Origin of the sequence: Streptomyces sp. NPDC026589 (assembly GCF_040638385.1) — a bacterium.
GTDB lineage: Bacteria > Actinomycetota > Actinomycetes > Streptomycetales > Streptomycetaceae > Streptomyces.
In genome coordinates this window covers 16,429-31,644 of sequence record NZ_JBEZYG010000033.1, presented here as the reverse complement: position 1 = coordinate 31,644, position 15,216 = coordinate 16,429, and the positions used below count along the sequence as shown (strand labels likewise).

Sequence of the window (15,216 nt, the reverse complement as noted above, 5' to 3'; positions counted from 1 at the left end):
TCAGAGGAAACGACGGATGGGCAGCACGGCTGCCTCCCGGGCCCGCTGGAGGAGGTCGCGGCGCTTCCACCGGCCGCGCTCGATCAGCACGCTCTTCTCCCGGTCCTCGTCGAAGTGGCCGTCGAGGGTGGCGGTGAAGTCCCGGTCGAGGACGGCGAGCATGACCTCCTCGTCGTGGTCGAGCGAGCGCCGGTTGAAGTTGGTGGAGCCGATGAGGCTCGCGATCCGGTCCACGGTGAGGGTCTTTGCGTGCAGCATCGTCGGCTGGTACTGGTGGATCTTCACGCCGCAGGCGGTCAGCTCCTCGTAGAAGCGCTGGCCGGCGAGCTGGCAGACCCGTTTGTCGGTGTGCGGTCCTGGCAGCAGGATCTCGACCTCCACCCCGCGCCGGGCGGCGTCGCAGAGGAGCCCGGTGAAGTAGGCGTCGGGGGCGAAGTAGGCGGTGGTGAGGCGAATACGTTCCTCGGCGGACTCCAGGACGACCCGGATCAGGGTCTGCATGTCCTGCCAGCCGAAGGAGGCGGAGCCGCGTACGACCTGGACGACGGAGTCCCCGTGGCGCTCGCTCACGACGAACCGGTCCCGCTCGTCGAAGAGCTCCTCGTGGCACTCGGCCCAGTTCTGCGCGAACGCGGCGGCCAGGCCGTCGACGGCGGGCCCGGTGACCCGGACGTGGGTGTCGCGCCACTCGTGCTCGTTGCGGGCGTCGCCGCACCACTCCTCGGCTATCCCGACGCCGCCGGTGAACGCGGTGCGCTCGTCGACGACGAGGACCTTGCGGTGGCAGCGGTGGTTCTGCTTCAGCGGCGAGAGGTGCAGCGGCTTGCGGAACCAGGTCACGGTGACCCCGGCCGCGTCCATCAGCGCCAGCTGGTCCTTCTCGATGAGCCGGCAGCCGAACCCGTCGAGCATGAGCCGCACCCGGACCCCGGCCCGGGCCCGCTCGGCCAGCGCCTCGGCGAACCGGAGAGCGATGTCACCGCGCCAGTAGACGAACGTCATCAGGTCGACGGTGTGCTCCGCGCCCCGGATGGCCTCCAGCATCGCGCCGAAGATCTCGTCGCCGTTGCGGAGCGGGAGGAGGGCGTTCCCCTCGGTGGCGGCGATGCCGATCAGCCGCTCCAGCCTGCGCCGGAGCCGCAGGGACCGCTCCTCGCAGGTGCGGAGGTCCAGGGCCATGGGGTCGGGGGCTTCGGCGGTCGCGGACATGGGTCACCTGGTGGGGAGGCGGGGCGGGGCGGCAGGCCGGTCGGAACCGGACGGACCGCGAGGACCCGGCGACTGTACTCCTGTACGAATTCGGACGGAATCGGCCTTCCGCAGCCGAGGTGCGTACCGGCCATGGGGACCAGCGGTACAGCCGTTGGCGTCAAGCACTTGATCGCGCCTGTCGGCTGCGGATCCGGGCGTTCGGGTGGGGCCGGGACTGGAGCCGCTCTCCAGCATGGGGCCGTACCTTGACGCGGGTGCTGATCTGTTCCTCGAAGACCTTGTGGCACTCGGCGCGGTGGAAGGCTTCGAGCTGGCTCGCCCGTTCCTGGCGGGCAGTCGATGTCCTGGCGTACCCGATCCGTACCGGTCGTCCGGTGCGGGGCGCGGGCACGATCGCGAGTGGCGGTTCCTGCTTCCACGAGGCCCTGCCGACGGCCGGCCTCAGTGACCCCGACGCCGACGTCGGTAGTAGGCCACCGTGACTACCGCGAGCAACGGCCCCCAGGCCAGCAGGGGCAGATAGCAGGCGGTCATCAGCCAGTAGTGGGCGCCGTCGGGCGATCCGACGGCACCCATGTTGTCCGCATCGTTCCAGCCGAACGCACCGGTGAACGTGATGAGGGTGACGAGCGCCGCGCCGAGCGAGGCAGGGATCACCGCGGCCAATACGGGAATTCCGCGGCCGCCCAGGAAGGGTACCCAGCGCGGAAGTTCCTCACCCCATCTGTGGACCAGGCCCAGGGTGAGCAGCCCGAGCGCTTCGGCGAACAGGCTGAGTCCGATCAGATAGACGGACCCTTCGCCGGGAAATTCCTCCGGGCGAAGGACCTCATCGGTGAATCCGGAGTCCCAACCCAGGGCGATGGCGATACGCCACAGCCCGGACGGCACCAGGGTCAGTGCGGCGGCGTGCGCCGCCAGGCGAACGGAACGGGAGACCTGCGGCGCGGCCGGTACGGGCGTCTCGACGGCCAGGGTGTCAGCCACGGCGGATCGCCGCCCCGGGCTGCGCGGGAGACTTGGTGATCTCGGCGTGGACCACCTTGAAGCCGCCCTTGATCACGGTCGTGAACGGTGCGGGGGCCATGCACGTACCGGCCTGCGGCCTCACGGGCCGGCCGTTCTCGTCGACGTGCTCGGGGTCGACGTTCACCACCCCCCAGGAGAAGCCGAGCCGGTCCGGCTCGCCCTTCCCGCCCTGCTGGACGCTGATGCCCAGCCGGGCGCCGATCTCCTCGACGTTCGACTTCGTCACGACCGCGGTCAGGGTCGCCGTCCGGCCGCTGGTGACCAGGCAGTCCACCTTGGCCTCCGCCCACCCCGTGTCTCCGCCCTGCCGGGTATGGGAGATCCTCAGTGAGCCACGGGCGTCGGTCGACAGTCCCTCGGGAGCGTTGGGGAACACCGGCCGGGTGAACGGCGTCTGTTCGGCATGGATGGTGAAGCGGATGTCGTCGTCGATCGACTCGATGTAGGAGATTCGCGCTTCCCCATGGACGCTCGCGGTCTTCGCCGGCTTCTTCCCGGCGGACGCAGCCGGGGCCGCGGGGGCGGGCCCGGCAGCCACCAGCCCGGCGAGGACGGCGACGGCTGCTGTAGTACCGATTGCGGCGTTGCGCATAATGAACTCCCCAGTCCTGCACGGTATTTGTATTGCCGTGGTCGGTTGAACGGCTCAAGCCTCACCCCTGGTGCGCCTCGATCCCATCCGCCGATCGGCATAAAGATCGCGCCGTCGCCCGGCCCTCCTATGCCGTTCGGCAGAGAGCCCCGCCCCATCGCGCATCCGTACGCTGATCACCATGTGGGAATCAACCGGCCCGGCCGTCCAGGTGCTTGGCGCTCTGCCGTCGCTCGCGGCCGCGGGCACGCTGGTGTGGGCCGTTGCCCGCCCCCGTGCCGCGGTTCGTCAGCGGCTCGGCCGCCTCGCCCGCCCGACCACGGTCTGGGCGGCCCTCTCCCTGACCACCAGCTTCGCTCTGCCGAAGGCTGGTTTCGACTCCGGCTGGAAGCTGGCGGAGAGCGCCGTCCTGCTGCTCCTGCTGGCCGTGGTCACCCGCTGGTCACCCCTGCGCGAACTCAAGTCGGCCCTCCCGCTGACCGCCCTGGCGGTGGCCCTCTGGCCGCTGCCGCTGATGGACAGCGAGTCCTTCCTGGAATCCATCGGAATCGCCACCTTCTGGCTGCTTCCCGTAGCCGCCGCATTGGTGGCCGGCGCCTACCCCCGCCGCCAGGAACTGCGTCGCCGCAGCGCGGTGGCCGAGGCCCGCAGCGCCCAGCGTCTTCAGCTCTCCCGCGACCTGCACGACTTCGTCGCCCATGACATCAGCGGGATCGTCGTCCAGGCCCAGGCGGCCCGCTTCGTCGCCTCCACCGACCCCTCCCACACGGTGCTCGCCCTGGAACGCATCGAAAAGGCGGGCCTGAGCGCCCTGGCCGCGATGGACCGGACCGTACAGATGCTGCACGGTCCCGAGGCGCCCACCACCGAGCCGCTCCCCGATGTGTCCCGACTGCCCTCGCTCATATCGGACTTCACATCAGCGGGAGCCACCGAGGCGCATCTGGACCTGCCTCCCCTGGCCACGGAGGCGCTCTCCCGCGAGGCGGGCTCCGCCGCGTACCGCATCGTCCTTGAGGCGCTGACCAACATCCGCCGGCACGCCCCCGACGCCCCCCGCGCCACCGTCACGTTCACCCCCACCGCCACCACCGTGGAGATCCGGGTCACCAATGACCGCGGCGCCCGCCCCGCCCCGGCCCGCCGCCGCGCCTGGCGAGGCGGCCTCGGCCTCCCCGCACTCACCGAGCACGCCCAGGCCCTCGGCGGAACCCTCTCGGCGGGGCCGCACGGCGACGGCGGCTGGCAGCTCACCGCCGTCCTGCCTGCCACGCTCCCGAAAGAGACCTCATGACGACGCCCCTCGGCCCGACCCGCATCCTGATCGCCGACGACCAGGAGGACGTACGCAGCGGTTTCCGCCTGATCCTTGGCTCGCAGCCCGACATGACCGTGGTCGGCGAGGCCGCGGACGGTCTCACCGCCGTCCACCTCGCCCGCGCCCTGAGCCCGGACCTGATCCTCGCCGACATCCGCATGCCGGTCCTGAACGGCCTCGAACTCACCCGCCGCCTCGCCGGCCCGGACGTACCCGACCCGATGCGTGTCCTCGTCGTCACCACCTTCGACCACGACGACTACGTACGCACGGCACTGCACGACGGCGCCTGCGGCTTCCTGCTCAAGCGCTCGGGCCCCGGGCTGCTGATCGAGGGTGTCAGAGCGGCGATGGCCGGGGACATCCTCATCAGCCCCCAGATCACGGTCCGCCTGCTCCAGGCCCTCGCCCCTGCCCCCGCCCCGGCAGCGCCCACGGCTCTGTCGCCTCTCACCGCCCGGGAGCAGGAGATTGCCCTGCTGGTCGCCGAGGGCCTCACCAACGCCGAGATCGGCGAGAAACTCTTCATCTCAGCAGGCACAGCCAAGACCCACATCGCGAACGTCCAGGCGAAGCTGAAGGCCCGCAACCGGGTGGGCATTGCCGCCTGGGCCTGGGAAAACGGTCTGGCCGGCCCAGTCCCACGGGAGTAGGGATCACCCCGCCGGTGGTCGAGGATCTTCCGCAGAACCCCGGCACCAGGCCGATCACCTGTACTGAAGGGCCAGGATCAAGTCCTGGGCGCCAACGGCTGTACCGCTGGTCCCCAACGCCGCGTACGCGGGGTGGGTACGTACCCCTCTGCCGGTGGACGGAGACCGGGCCGGGCCGCGCGCGTCAGGTCGCGGGCTCCCACCCGACCTCCTCGTTGCCGTACACATACTCCGGCCGCCCCTTCATCCCGCTGAGACGGAACGGCTTCCCGCGGTCGTCGATCCGCAGCACGCCCTCCTTGCCGCCGCTGCTCCACTCCAGCTCCAGGTACCAGGTGACGTCGTAACCCACGGCCTTCATGTCGAGGTTGAAGACCTCCACGTCCTCGGACGTCACCTTGTACGGGAAGTTCACGGCCGGAACCACCGTGTCCCCCTGCCTCCCCGCCACCGGCCGGAGGGTGGGGTGCCCGGCGTCGAGGTGGGAGACGAAGGTCTGGGGCGTGATCCCGCTGCCGCAGCCGTTGCCCATCAGGTACGCCGACCAGGGCAGCGGTGCCTTCCGCGAGACCACCCGGACGTTCATGCCCTTGAGGACCACCGCCTCGCGCGAGGTCCCCTGCACGGTGAGCTGGAGCAGCATGTTCCCGGCGTCGACCCCGCCGTACGACTCCGCCCAGCCGCGCCGGTCCTGCGGCGCGGGCGGCGGGTCCAGGTCGTCGGGCCCCTGGTTGACCAAATAGTGCTGGCCGCAGGGTTCGTCCCAGTTGTACGAGGAGATGCTGACGGCCGGCGGAGCCCCGAGCCCCGTACCGCCACCGCCACCACTGCCGCCACCGCCCTGCGGCTGCCCGGGCCCGGAGCCCGCCGAGGGCTTCACGGACGGCGGCCCCGAGGACGAGGTGGAGGCGCTCGCCGAAGGACTGGCCGAACTCGGGCTCGCGGAGGGCCGGGGCGTGGCCGAGGCGGAGCCTTCCGGCGTCGGCCCGAGGTCTCCGCCCGCGTCCTCCACCCGGTCCGCGGCGCTCCCGCCGTCCTCCCTCCCCGACCCGACGAGATCGGCGGCGACGACGGTGGTGGGCACCAGGAGCGCGGCGACCCCGGCGGCGGCGATGAGCACCCGCGCACGTCGGGAGAGCCGTGACCACCGGGAGCCCGCCCCGGGCCGAGCGCTACCGGACGTGACGGACGGCTCGGACCGCTCGACGGCCTCAGGAACTTCGCCGGCTTCGGGAACAACAACAGGCACAGGGACAGGGGCAGAGGCAGAGGCAGGGGCGGAAGCGGAAGCAGCCTCAGCCACCCCCGGTGCCGCCCCCGCCGGAGGCCGCCGCCGGGCCGCGTCCGCCACGATCCACCGCCGGTGCACCTCCACCAGCTCGTCGCCGGACGCCCCGCACACCCGCGCGAACCGCTCCACCGGGGCGAACTCGTTCGGCACGGCGTCCCCGTTGCAGTACCGGTGGAGTGTCGACGTGCTGACGTGCAGCTTGCCCGCCAGCACACCGTAGCTGCGCCCCGAACGGTCCTTCAGATCCTTCAGCAGAGCCGCGAACTCCACGGCCTCCGGCGTCGCCACGACGGCGTTCCCCTTCCTCGTGCGTCCCGGAACGGCGTTCCAGGGACGCGGAATTCCCGCAGGTCACCGTACGCGTAGACGTTCCAGCATCCCCAATGGTTCGGCAGGCGTTGCGGCCGGAATCTGCCGTCCCACAAGCTCGGACCAGACCACAGCAGGACAGCACCACCGCGGACCGGCCGCTCAACCGGACCAACACGTCGACCGATCACGGGGAGTACCACCGCCATGCGCACCAACCGCATCCGCACCACCGCCCTCGCCGCCACCGCCCTCGTCGCCGCTCTCTCGCTCACCGCCTGTGGCGGCGAGGACAAGGCCATGGGGACCAAGCCGGCCGGCGCCGCCGAGACGGCGACGCCCGCGCCGACGAACACCGGCAGCACCAACGGCAGCACCGGCGGCACCGGCGAGAAGGCGCAGCCTGACGCGCCGAAGGCCGGCACACCGGAGACGCAGACCGTCCCCGCCGGGGGCAAGCACGCGGGCGGCAACGGCAAGAAGCCGGAGACCGCACCGAACGAGAAGGCCACGGCGGCGATCCCGGCCTGCACGCCCACGAACTCCAAGGTCAAGGTCTCCTCGGTCAGCCGCCCGATCAACCACCTGCTGCTCACGGTGACCAACACCGGCTCCACCAACTGCGCCGCCTACTACGCGCCCTTCCTCCGCTTCGACGGCGCGCAGGCGGTGTACCCGATCCTCGACGACAGCAAGCCGCAGGCGGTCGTCACACTCGCCCCGGGCGAGGAGGCGTACGCGGGCATCGCGCTCCTCGGAGAGCCCGGCCAGAACGAGCCGGCCAAGAGCGCCAACCTCGGCGTCACCATGGTCGACAAGAACAACGCGCCGAAGAACGAGTCCACGCTGAAGCTCCCGGCGGAGACCTACACGGACGGCCTGGGCTTCGTCACCTACTGGCAGTCGGACGTCCAGAGCGCCCTGATGTACTGAGCGGACGAGGTAGCCCAGGCCAGTGCCTGACGTGCCGTAACCCTGCGCGACCCGTACACATTTCTTGTACGGGTCGCGCATGCGTGAAGTGGGTTCCGGGGTGGGAGTGGGAACCGTATGCACCCCAGAAAGCGACAGCGTAAGAACGCGTCGACCATGAAGCTCGTGGGCAAGCTGCTGGCCCGCTTCCGCACCGAGGCAGGCCTGACACAGGTCGAACTCGCCCAGGCCGCGGGCGTACAGGAGGACACGATCGCCTCCGTCGAGCAAGGCAGGCGCTCCCTGGTCCCGGATCTGGCGGAGACGATCGACGATCTGCTGGACACCAAGGGCGCGCTGGCGACGGCGGTCGACAACATGCCGGAAGTCGACCTGATCCCGCTCTGGGCCGAGGACTACATCGACATGGAGCAGGACGCGCTGGCGCTGTCCTGGTACGACAACCAGGTCATCCCGGGCCTGCTCCAGACGAAGGCGTACGCGCAGGCGGTGTTCAGCAACAAGGTCCCGGTCTACAGCCCGGAGGAGATCGAGGCGCAGACGGCGACGCGGCTGCAACGCCAGCAGATCCTGGACCGGAAGAAGCCGCCGACCACCAGCATCGTGATCTGGGAACCGGTCCTGATGATGAAACTGACGTCGGACGAGGACCACCGGGAACAGCTCCGCCACCTCTACGCGATGGCCCAGCTCCCTGGCGTCTGCCTCCAGGTGCTCCCGCTCGACAGCAGGGTCCATGCCGGCCTCAACGGCCCCTTCATTCTCCTGGAGACACCGGACCACCAGCACGTCGCGTACACGGAGACCCAGCGCGGCAGCCAGCTGATCTCCGACCGGAACGAGGTCAGCATCCTCGCCCAGAAATATGCGATGCTGCGAGCCCAGGCGCTCACCCCGCTTGAGACCCTGCGCCTGCTGGCCCGCTTACTGGGAGAGACATGAGCACCGCACTGAACTGGTTCAAGTCGAGCTACAGCGGCGACGAAGGCGGCGCGTGCCTCGAAGTCGCCTACGACTGGCGGAAGTCGAGCTACAGCAGCGACGAAGGCGGGGCCTGCGTCGAGATCGCCGCCCACCCCGCCGTCGTCCACGTCCGTGACTCCAAGGACATCGAGGGCCCGACCTTCACCGTCGCACCCACCGCCTGGTCGGCGTTCGCCGCCTACGCCGCCACCGCCTGACCCCGCACCGCCGTAAGGCTCATGCCCGGACCGTCTCGTAACGGAGCATCGCGACCCCGTTCCCGAAGGTCCGGGTCTCCACCAGCCGGAGCATCTGCCGCTCCTCCGCGTCCCGGAAGAAGCGGCGGCCCCGGCCGAGGATGACCGGGTGGACGTAGATCCGGTACTCGTCGATCAGATCGGCCCGCCGGAACGACTCCAGCAGATCCGGCCCGCCGACCGCCAGGTCCCCCGAGGCGGCGTCCCGCAGACCGCGCACCTGCTCGGGGTCGAGCTCGTGCAGCAGGGTCGCGTTCGGCCCCACGCTCTCCAGAATGCGCGAGAAGACGAACTTCGGCATGTCTCGCCAGATCCCCGCGAACTCGGCCATCGGGCCCTCGTTGGCCGGGTCCTGATCGGCGGTCGGCCAGAACTCTTCCATCAGCTCGTAGGTGACGCGCCCCTCGACGAAGCCGCCCATGGTCCGGAAGTAGTCGTTGAAGTGCTGGTGCACCTCCTCGTCGACGGTGTGCCAGTCGATGTCGTGGTCGGGCCCTTCGAAGAATCCGTCGAGGGAGAGGGAGATGGACGTGACGATCCTGTTCACCGGGGGCTCCTGTCGGATCGGCCCGGTCGACGGGAACGACGACCGGACGGCGCGCACAACGGGCCTCGACGATATGCCCGGTCACTGACAGAGCCGGGCCCAGCCGCGCCCGCCCCGCCGCACGGCCCCCGGCCCGCTCCCCCGTACGGCCCCCGGCCGTCCGTCTCCCCCGTACGACCCCCGGCCGTCTCCCCCGTACGGTCCTTGGCCGCGCCGATCCCGCTACCGGCCCCGCCGGTCCAGCTCCTCCCGCCAGTCCCGCTCGATCGGCTCGTCCGGCCGTACGGTCTCCGCCAGCGACGCGAGGATCGGCTCGGCGGTGGCCCAGAGCAGCGCGCCGCCGACACCCGGGACGACTGTGCGCCGCGCCCCGGGGATACGGGAGACGAGCCGGCGTCCGAGGTCGGGCGAGTGGGAGGCGTCCTCCTCGCCGTACCAGACCTCGACCGGGACGGTGATCGCCGCGAGATCGATGGGCCAGCGCCCCATGGCGAGCACGGTGTCCCGGGCGTACCCGGCCGCCGCGCCCTGGCAGAACGCCTCGTCGAGCGCGCGGCCGTAGGCGGCGGCGAACCCGGGGTCCTCGTACACGGCGAGGTCGCACGCCGGGCTCGTGGCCAGAACCATCCGCCGCATCGCGTCCGCGTCGAACCCGGCGAACACCTTCTCCGCCCCGACCGGGTCCTCCGCCACCCGCGCGACCAGGCCCCGCAGATCGTCGGGCAGAGCAGCGGCGAACTCGGGAGCCGCCACCTCGTCGGCGGCCGAGACGAGCGTGAGCGCGGAGACGAGGCCCGCCGCCGCGCAGGCGAGGGCGAAGGGCGCGCCCTGCGAGTTCCCGAGCATGGCGGGACGCGGCCCCAGCCCGCGCAGGGCGATCAACTCCCGCACGTCGTCCACGAAGTCGGCGAAGGTCCGGTCGGGCGCGGGCGTGGAGACCCCGAGCCCGGGACGGTCCACAGAGACCAGCCGGACGCCCTCGTTCTCGACGGCCCCGGCCCCGATCCCGAGCCACCGGCTGGTCGCGGCCCCGGGCGAGAGCAGGACGGGCAGCCCGTCCTGCGGGCCCCACTCGGCCCAGCCGAGCACCCTCCCGTCGGAGAGGCGGGTGGTTCCGAGCCGGGCGGGATCATCGACGTACAAACTCATGCCCGACATCATTATCCAGCCACCCCCGCCCCGCACCGGCTTTCGGCCCCCGGGCCCGTCGCGGCGGTCAAAGAGCCCGCAGGATGCTGCCGCTGATGTCCACGACCCCGCGGGCCACCGGCGGCATGTCGTCGTACGTCGGCGTCGCCGCCCCGCACGTTGTCAGTGGTGCCGCCTAGGCTCCCCACCATGGCGACGCTCCCCAATCCACTGCCCTCCCTGGCCACTTCCGGCCTGGACCTCCCACCCGGCTCCCTGGTGGACGCCACCCTGGACGGCCCCTGGCACGAGCCGCTGCTCTGGTACGCGGACGGCCCGCCCGCCCCGCGCGACTGGCCGGACCTGCGGGCGGCCGGGCGGCGGGTCGGGCTGCTGCCGGTGCTGGTCACGGGCGGCCGGCGCGACCAGTGGCCCGAGGAGTGGGACCTCTGCCCGGACGTCACGTCGTATCCCGGCGACCACGACGCCGACGAGGTCCTCGCGGGCTACTGGACGGCGTACGCGGACGGCGAGGTGGGCGACGGCGCGACGGCCGACGAAGTGGCCCCGGAGAACGCCGGATCACATACGGACGGCCCCGGCTCCTGGCCCGGCCTCGCGCCCGTCCCCGCCCGGGAGGCGGCCGAGGACGCGGACACGGCGGCCGCAGGACTCGCGGGCGTCATCGCCGCCGACGCGGACGAGTGGCTCGGCGGGGCGCGGATGGCCCTCGTCCCGGCCCGCCGCAGCGCCGACATACCGGCGGCCATCGGCTGGTCGGGCCCGATGAACCACGAGAACGACGTGGCCCGGCTCTGCGCGGTGCTCCGCTCCTGGGAGGACCGCTACGACGCCCGGGTCGTGGTGCTCGGCTTCGACACGATGATCGTCTCCGTGGGCCGCCCGCCCGCCACGATCGAGGAAGCCCGCGCCCTGGCCGCCGAGCACTACGCGTTCTGCCCGGACAACATCGACCAGTCCCCGCCGTACGACCTCGACGTGTACGCCGAGAAGGCCGTGCTCAACCAGGAAGCGTGGTCGTTCTGGTGGGACTAGAAACGACGGGACCGGAAACAGGCACGGGCACGGCTACGGGCACGGGCAAGAGCACGGCAACAGGCAAGAGCCGCCGTCCGGCCGGCCGGCGCTCGGACCTCAGCAGCATCAAGAAGTGGTGGCGCACGCTCGGCGGCGACGGCTTCGCCGTCCTCCCGCCGCCGACCCGGAGCCGTTACACCCAGTCCGACGGTCACGAGGACGCGGCCGAGCTGTTCGCGACCCGGTCCCTCTCCACCGACACCTCCTTCGCCTACTGGCACTGGCAGTCCCACTCCGCCTTCGACCGCTCCGGCGGCCTGAAGGGCGAGCTGTACGTGCACTGGGGCGGCGACCACGCCACGGTCGCCGCCGGCCTCGGCGACGGCCCGGACGGGTACCGGGTCATCGACGGCGGCCCGCAGGGGGCGTTCCGGCTCGACAAGGTCACGGACAGGGACGACGACGGACTCCCCGACCCCGAGGACACCGCCGGAGTGCGCCAGCTCCTGGACCGGCTCCGCAGCCCCCGCGTGAACCGGCCCGGCAGGCCCCGCCACCACGACGCCCCGCTGACCGCCGCCGAGGAACGCCGGCTGCACGACCGGCTGCGCGATCCGGTGGAGCTGACCGGGGCGGCGGGGTTCGTCACGGCGCTGGAGTCGCGACAGGCGCTGACCTCCGAGGAGACGTCACGGCTGCTGCCGGCCTGGCGGGAGGAGTACGCCGGGCGGCTCGTCGAGTGGCCCGCCTGGGCGGCGCTGCTGGACGCGCTGCTGCGCCACGACCACGAGGAGGTCTGGGACACGGTGGCCTGCCTCGGCCCCCGGGCCTCCGACGCCCTCGGCGCCGCCCCCTCCCCCCAGGCCCTGGACATCCTGCGCGGGTGGTCGCTCACCGGTCAGCCCAACGCGATCCACGCCTGGCTCGACGTGCACCGGGCGGTCCACGGAACCGACCCGGTACGGTCCGCCGGCGCGCTCGCCGCGGAGCTGACCGCACACCACGCCCCCGAGACGTCCCTGAGCACCCTGTTCGCCGCGCTCAGCGCCACCGTCACGAACGACTGGCGCGCCGCCCGGCCGACGGCGGACCACAGCGCGGCCCAGGCGTTCGCGGCCCTCACCGCCGTCCGCCTCGCCACCGACGACGCCCTGCCGCGCCCCCTGCGCGTGGCCGCCGCGCGAACGGCGTACGACCAGGTCGCCCACGTACGGGAGCAGGCGGCCCGGCACCCCGGCGTCAGCGAGGCCGACGTGCTCGCCGCCGCCGACCGCTACGACGCCGCCCGCGACGGCCTGCTCGCCGGCACCGGCCCCGACCTCACCGGATACGAGGGCGGGCTCGGCGACCTCTACCACCGGTACCGCACCCCGACCGCCGCCGACGTCCAGTGGCTGCGCGACCGGGTGGCCGACCCGTCCACCGGCGTCCAGGGCATCGCGTTCTGCCTCGAACTGCTCCACGCCCACGGCGAGGCCACCCGGACCGAGCTGGAAGCACTCCTGCCCCGCTGGAAGAAGGAGCTGACCAAGCAGTACCGCACCACGTACACCGAGTGGCGCCACCCGCTGGTCACCCTGACCTGCCTCGCCCTCGACCTGAACCACCCGGCAGCCGCCGACCTCACCGCCTGGTGGGCGAAGCCCAAGCCGCTCTGGAAGACCCCGGTCCGGCTGCTGACCCACCTCGGCGCACCGGACGAGGCGAAGGCCGCCGAGCTGTGGGACTTCGTGGTCTCCGGCGCTCACGACACCGGGCACCTGATGACCTGGGTGCTGCTCCGCGCCCGGCTCGACGGCACCCACCCCCTGCTCGTCGCCGAGCGGCTGATCGGACAGCGCGGCGTCCGCGCGTACGTCCTGCACCGGGTCCTGATCGGAGGGGCCGACCCCGCCCAGCCGCTCTGGCACTACGCCGTCGACCCGCGCAGCCACAGCTGGCTGCGGCGCGCCCAGGAGGTCGCCGACGACCCCCGCCTCACCGAAGCGGCCCGCGCGATCGGGCTGAAGACCGCCCGCGAGCACTACGCCTTCCGCTACCCGGACCAGGTCCGCCCGGCCCTCACGGACGGGCAGCTGGCAGCGGCACACGCCTGGGCGGAGGCCCGTGCCGACCGGACCTCCGTGGACTGAGCCCTCGTACTCATGCGGCCGGGAGACCCCCCGAGGTTGACTCGGCCGCATGAGCGAGAACAGTCACGACGCCGACAGCACCCCGGCGGCCGCCCCCGACGAGACGCCCGACAACTACGCCTGGATCGCCCCCGTGATCTCCTCGGTCGTGACCGTGCCTTCGGGGCTGCTCGCCCTGCTCTACGGCGCTCTCTCGCCCATGGAGTGCGGCTCCTGCGGCGGCACGGTGGCCGACCGCTTCCACGACAGCTGGACCACCGCGTGGACCGTCCTGTGGATCGGCCTGATCCTCGCCCTGATCGTGCTGATCGCCACCTGGGCGCTCCCCCACCAGCTCCGCTACGCCGCCCGGCGCATGGGCCTGGCCCTCGCCGCCCCCACCACCGCGATGGTCGCTTTCGCAGCATTCATGGCACTGGTCGACTGGCCCTGACAGCAAGTCCCCCGGCCGATCCCGCTCCGCACCACCGCACGGGCCGACCAGGATCCGCTCGTACGGGACAGCGCCCGCTTCTCCATCAAGGAGGCCCACCGGCTCCAGGAGACCGGAGCGGTGGGCCGTGAACCGCGAGAGGACGAGCGGACCGGTTCAGCCGCGAGCAGACCGGCTCAGCGCCGGGCGGACCGACTCAGGCGCCGGGCGGACCGCCTCAGCGCCGCGCGTCCCGCCCCAGCCACTGGGCCGCCTCGGTCGCCCAGTAGGTGAGGATCATCTGCGCCCCGGCCCGCCGGATCCCGGTCAGGCTCTCCAGGATCGCCCTGTCCCGGTCGATCCAGCCCCGCTCGGCGGCGGCCTCGATCATCGCGTACTCGCCGCTGATCTGGTACGCCGCGACCGGCACGTCCACGGACTCCGCGACCTTGGCGAGGACGTCCAGATACGGTCCGGCGGGCTTCACCATGACCATGTCCGCGCCCTCCTCCAGGTCCAGCGCCAGCTCCCGGAGCGACTCGCGGGCGTTGGCCGGGTCCTGCTGGTAGGTCTTGCGGTCACCGGTCAGCGAGGAGCCGACGGCCTCGCGGAAGGGGCCGTAGAAGGCCGAGCTGTACTTCACGGTGTAGGCGAGGATCGACACGTCCTCGTACCCGGTCTGGTCCAGGGCGTCGCGGACCACGCCGACCTGGCCGTCCATCATCCCGCTGGGCCCCACCACATGGGCCCCGGCGTCCGCCTGGACCTGGGCCATCTCCGCGTACCGCTCCAGGGTCGCGTCGTTGTCCACGCGGCCGTCGCCGTCGAGGACTCCGCAGTGGCCGTGGTCGGTGTACTCGTCCAGGCACAGGTCCGACATCACGACCAGCTCGTCGCCGACCTCCTCGCGGACCGCGCGCAGGCCGGCCTGGAGGATGCCGTCCGGGTCCGTGCCCGCCGTGCCCCGGGCGTCCTTCTTCGCGTCCTCCGGCACACCGAAGAGCATGATCCCCGAGACCCCGGCCGAGGCCGCCTCGACGGCCGCCTTCCGCAGGGTGTCCAGGGTGTGCTGGTGCACGCCGGGCATGGCCGAGATGGCGACCGGGGCGTCGATGCCCTCCCGCACGAACGCGGGCAGGATCAGGTTCGCGGGATCGAGCCGTGTCTCGGCGACCATCCGCCGCATCGCCGGGGTCGTCCGCAGCCGCCGGGGGCGGGAGCCGGGGAAGTTTCCGTACGCAGTCATCCTTCGACGATAGACCCGTACGCAGTCAGGTCTTACCGACACCCGCGCCGGGAAAGGCCCGCGAACAACCCCCGGCCACCCACCCGACCGCCAGGCCCCCGGAACGGCGCTGGCCCCGGCCACCCACCCGACCTCCAGGCCCCCGGACGGCGCTGC

General features: G+C 72.1%; 16 protein-coding genes. 8 read left to right on the top strand and 8 right to left on the bottom strand.

Annotation, left to right across the window (positions count from 1 at the left end; translation table 11 throughout):
• The 4 genes from AB0F29_RS37025 to AB0F29_RS37010 all read right to left on the bottom strand — a co-directional run bounded on the left by AB0F29_RS37025 (position 1) and on the right by AB0F29_RS37010 (position 2,833).
• Positions 1–1,209: a phospholipase D-like domain-containing protein gene (locus AB0F29_RS37025; protein WP_361882017.1), complete on the bottom strand. Its 1,209-nt coding sequence runs from the start codon at positions 1,207–1,209 to the stop codon at positions 1–3.
• Positions 1,210–1,369: 160 nt separating this feature from the next.
• A complete protein-coding gene (locus tag AB0F29_RS37020) occupies positions 1,370–1,603 on the bottom strand; it encodes a hypothetical protein (RefSeq protein ID WP_361882014.1) in 234 nt (77 codons plus the stop codon).
• Positions 1,604–1,653: 50 nt separating this feature from the next.
• Positions 1,654–2,199 carry a hypothetical protein gene (locus AB0F29_RS37015; protein WP_361882011.1) on the bottom strand — a complete coding sequence of 182 codons (546 nt, stop codon included), beginning with the start codon at positions 2,197–2,199 and terminating at the stop codon, positions 1,654–1,656.
• Complete coding sequence (locus AB0F29_RS37010) at positions 2,192–2,833, bottom strand: hypothetical protein (RefSeq protein WP_361882009.1); 642 nt, start codon at positions 2,831–2,833, stop codon at positions 2,192–2,194. Before AB0F29_RS37010 ends, AB0F29_RS37015 begins: the two co-directional genes overlap by 8 nt.
• Before the next feature lie 181 nt (positions 2,834–3,014).
• On the opposite strand from AB0F29_RS37010, the gene AB0F29_RS37005 reads away from it, so the two are divergent.
• Positions 3,015–4,127, top strand: coding sequence for a histidine kinase (locus tag AB0F29_RS37005; protein ID WP_361882006.1), 1,113 nt, complete (start codon positions 3,015–3,017; stop codon positions 4,125–4,127).
• Positions 4,124–4,804 (top strand): response regulator transcription factor, encoded by a 681-nt coding sequence (locus AB0F29_RS37000; RefSeq protein WP_361882003.1) that lies wholly within the window; start codon positions 4,124–4,126, stop codon positions 4,802–4,804. Before AB0F29_RS37005 ends, AB0F29_RS37000 begins: the two co-directional genes overlap by 4 nt.
• Before the next feature lie 184 nt (positions 4,805–4,988).
• Here the strand turns inward: AB0F29_RS37000 and AB0F29_RS36995 are convergent, their stop codons facing one another.
• A complete protein-coding gene (locus AB0F29_RS36995) occupies positions 4,989–6,383 on the bottom strand; it encodes a helix-turn-helix transcriptional regulator (RefSeq protein ID WP_361882000.1) in 1,395 nt (464 codons plus the stop codon).
• A gap of 228 nt (positions 6,384–6,611) precedes the next feature.
• Here AB0F29_RS36995 and AB0F29_RS36990 point away from each other — a divergent pair, with 228 nt between their 5' ends.
• From AB0F29_RS36990 to AB0F29_RS36980, 3 genes are all read left to right on the top strand, one after another.
• Entirely contained in the window at positions 6,612–7,337 is a 726-nt protein-coding gene (locus AB0F29_RS36990; protein WP_361881997.1) for a DUF4232 domain-containing protein, read from the top strand.
• Between the two features lie 156 nt (positions 7,338–7,493).
• Positions 7,494–8,279 carry a helix-turn-helix transcriptional regulator gene (locus tag AB0F29_RS36985; protein WP_361881994.1) on the top strand — a complete coding sequence of 262 codons (786 nt, stop codon included), beginning with the start codon at positions 7,494–7,496 and terminating at the stop codon, positions 8,277–8,279.
• Positions 8,276–8,518, top strand: a complete 243-nt coding sequence (locus AB0F29_RS36980; protein WP_361881991.1) for a DUF397 domain-containing protein — start codon at positions 8,276–8,278, stop codon at positions 8,516–8,518. Before AB0F29_RS36985 ends, AB0F29_RS36980 begins: the two co-directional genes overlap by 4 nt.
• 19 nt (positions 8,519–8,537) lie before the next feature.
• Here the strand turns inward: AB0F29_RS36980 and AB0F29_RS36975 are convergent, their stop codons facing one another.
• Both AB0F29_RS36975 and AB0F29_RS36970 read right to left on the bottom strand, forming a co-directional pair.
• Complete coding sequence (locus AB0F29_RS36975) at positions 8,538–9,104, bottom strand: dihydrofolate reductase family protein (protein WP_361881988.1); 567 nt, start codon at positions 9,102–9,104, stop codon at positions 8,538–8,540.
• Positions 9,105–9,326: 222 nt separating this feature from the next.
• Positions 9,327–10,253: an alpha/beta hydrolase gene (locus AB0F29_RS36970; protein ID WP_361881985.1), complete on the bottom strand. Its 927-nt coding sequence runs from the start codon at positions 10,251–10,253 to the stop codon at positions 9,327–9,329.
• 189 nt (positions 10,254–10,442) lie between these two features.
• Here AB0F29_RS36970 and AB0F29_RS36965 point away from each other — a divergent pair, with 189 nt between their 5' ends.
• The 3 genes from AB0F29_RS36965 (at position 10,443) to AB0F29_RS36955 (ending at position 13,835) form a co-directional block, all read left to right on the top strand.
• Positions 10,443–11,288, top strand: a complete 846-nt coding sequence (locus AB0F29_RS36965; protein ID WP_361881982.1) for a DUF4253 domain-containing protein — start codon at positions 10,443–10,445, stop codon at positions 11,286–11,288.
• A gap of 107 nt (positions 11,289–11,395) precedes the next feature.
• Positions 11,396–13,402 carry a hypothetical protein gene (locus tag AB0F29_RS36960; RefSeq protein ID WP_361882107.1) on the top strand — a complete coding sequence of 669 codons (2,007 nt, stop codon included), beginning with the start codon at positions 11,396–11,398 and terminating at the stop codon, positions 13,400–13,402.
• 49 nt (positions 13,403–13,451) lie between these two features.
• A complete protein-coding gene (locus tag AB0F29_RS36955) occupies positions 13,452–13,835 on the top strand; it encodes a hypothetical protein (protein WP_361881979.1) in 384 nt (127 codons plus the stop codon).
• Positions 13,836–14,052: 217 nt separating this feature from the next.
• Here the strand turns inward: AB0F29_RS36955 and hemB are convergent, their stop codons facing one another.
• A complete protein-coding gene (gene hemB, locus AB0F29_RS36950; protein WP_361881976.1) occupies positions 14,053–15,060 on the bottom strand; it encodes a porphobilinogen synthase in 1,008 nt (335 codons plus the stop codon).
• Positions 15,061–15,216 lie beyond the last annotated feature (156 nt).

What these genes read in the sequence shown, in the direction of transcription:
- AB0F29_RS36955 (WP_361881979.1), top strand. Translation starts at nt 13,452, where the DNA reads ATGAGCGAGAACAGTCACGACGCCGACAGCACCCCGGCGGCCGCCCCC.
- AB0F29_RS36965 (WP_361881982.1), top strand. Translation starts at nt 10,443, where the DNA reads ATGGCGACGCTCCCCAATCCACTGCCCTCCCTGGCCACTTCCGGCCTG.
- AB0F29_RS37000 (WP_361882003.1), top strand. Translation starts at nt 4,124, where the DNA reads ATGACGACGCCCCTCGGCCCGACCCGCATCCTGATCGCCGACGACCAG.
- AB0F29_RS36985 (WP_361881994.1), top strand. Translation starts at nt 7,494, where the DNA reads ATGAAGCTCGTGGGCAAGCTGCTGGCCCGCTTCCGCACCGAGGCAGGC.
- hemB (WP_361881976.1), bottom strand. Translation starts at nt 15,060, where the DNA reads ATGACTGCGTACGGAAACTTCCCCGGCTCCCGCCCCCGGCGGCTGCGG.
- AB0F29_RS36990 (WP_361881997.1), top strand. Translation starts at nt 6,612, where the DNA reads ATGCGCACCAACCGCATCCGCACCACCGCCCTCGCCGCCACCGCCCTC.
- AB0F29_RS36980 (WP_361881991.1), top strand. Translation starts at nt 8,276, where the DNA reads ATGAGCACCGCACTGAACTGGTTCAAGTCGAGCTACAGCGGCGACGAA.
- AB0F29_RS37010 (WP_361882009.1), bottom strand. Translation starts at nt 2,833, where the DNA reads ATGCGCAACGCCGCAATCGGTACTACAGCAGCCGTCGCCGTCCTCGCC.
- AB0F29_RS37025 (WP_361882017.1), bottom strand. Translation starts at nt 1,209, where the DNA reads ATGTCCGCGACCGCCGAAGCCCCCGACCCCATGGCCCTGGACCTCCGC.
- AB0F29_RS36970 (WP_361881985.1), bottom strand. Translation starts at nt 10,253, where the DNA reads ATGAGTTTGTACGTCGATGATCCCGCCCGGCTCGGAACCACCCGCCTC.
- AB0F29_RS37005 (WP_361882006.1), top strand. Translation starts at nt 3,015, where the DNA reads ATGTGGGAATCAACCGGCCCGGCCGTCCAGGTGCTTGGCGCTCTGCCG.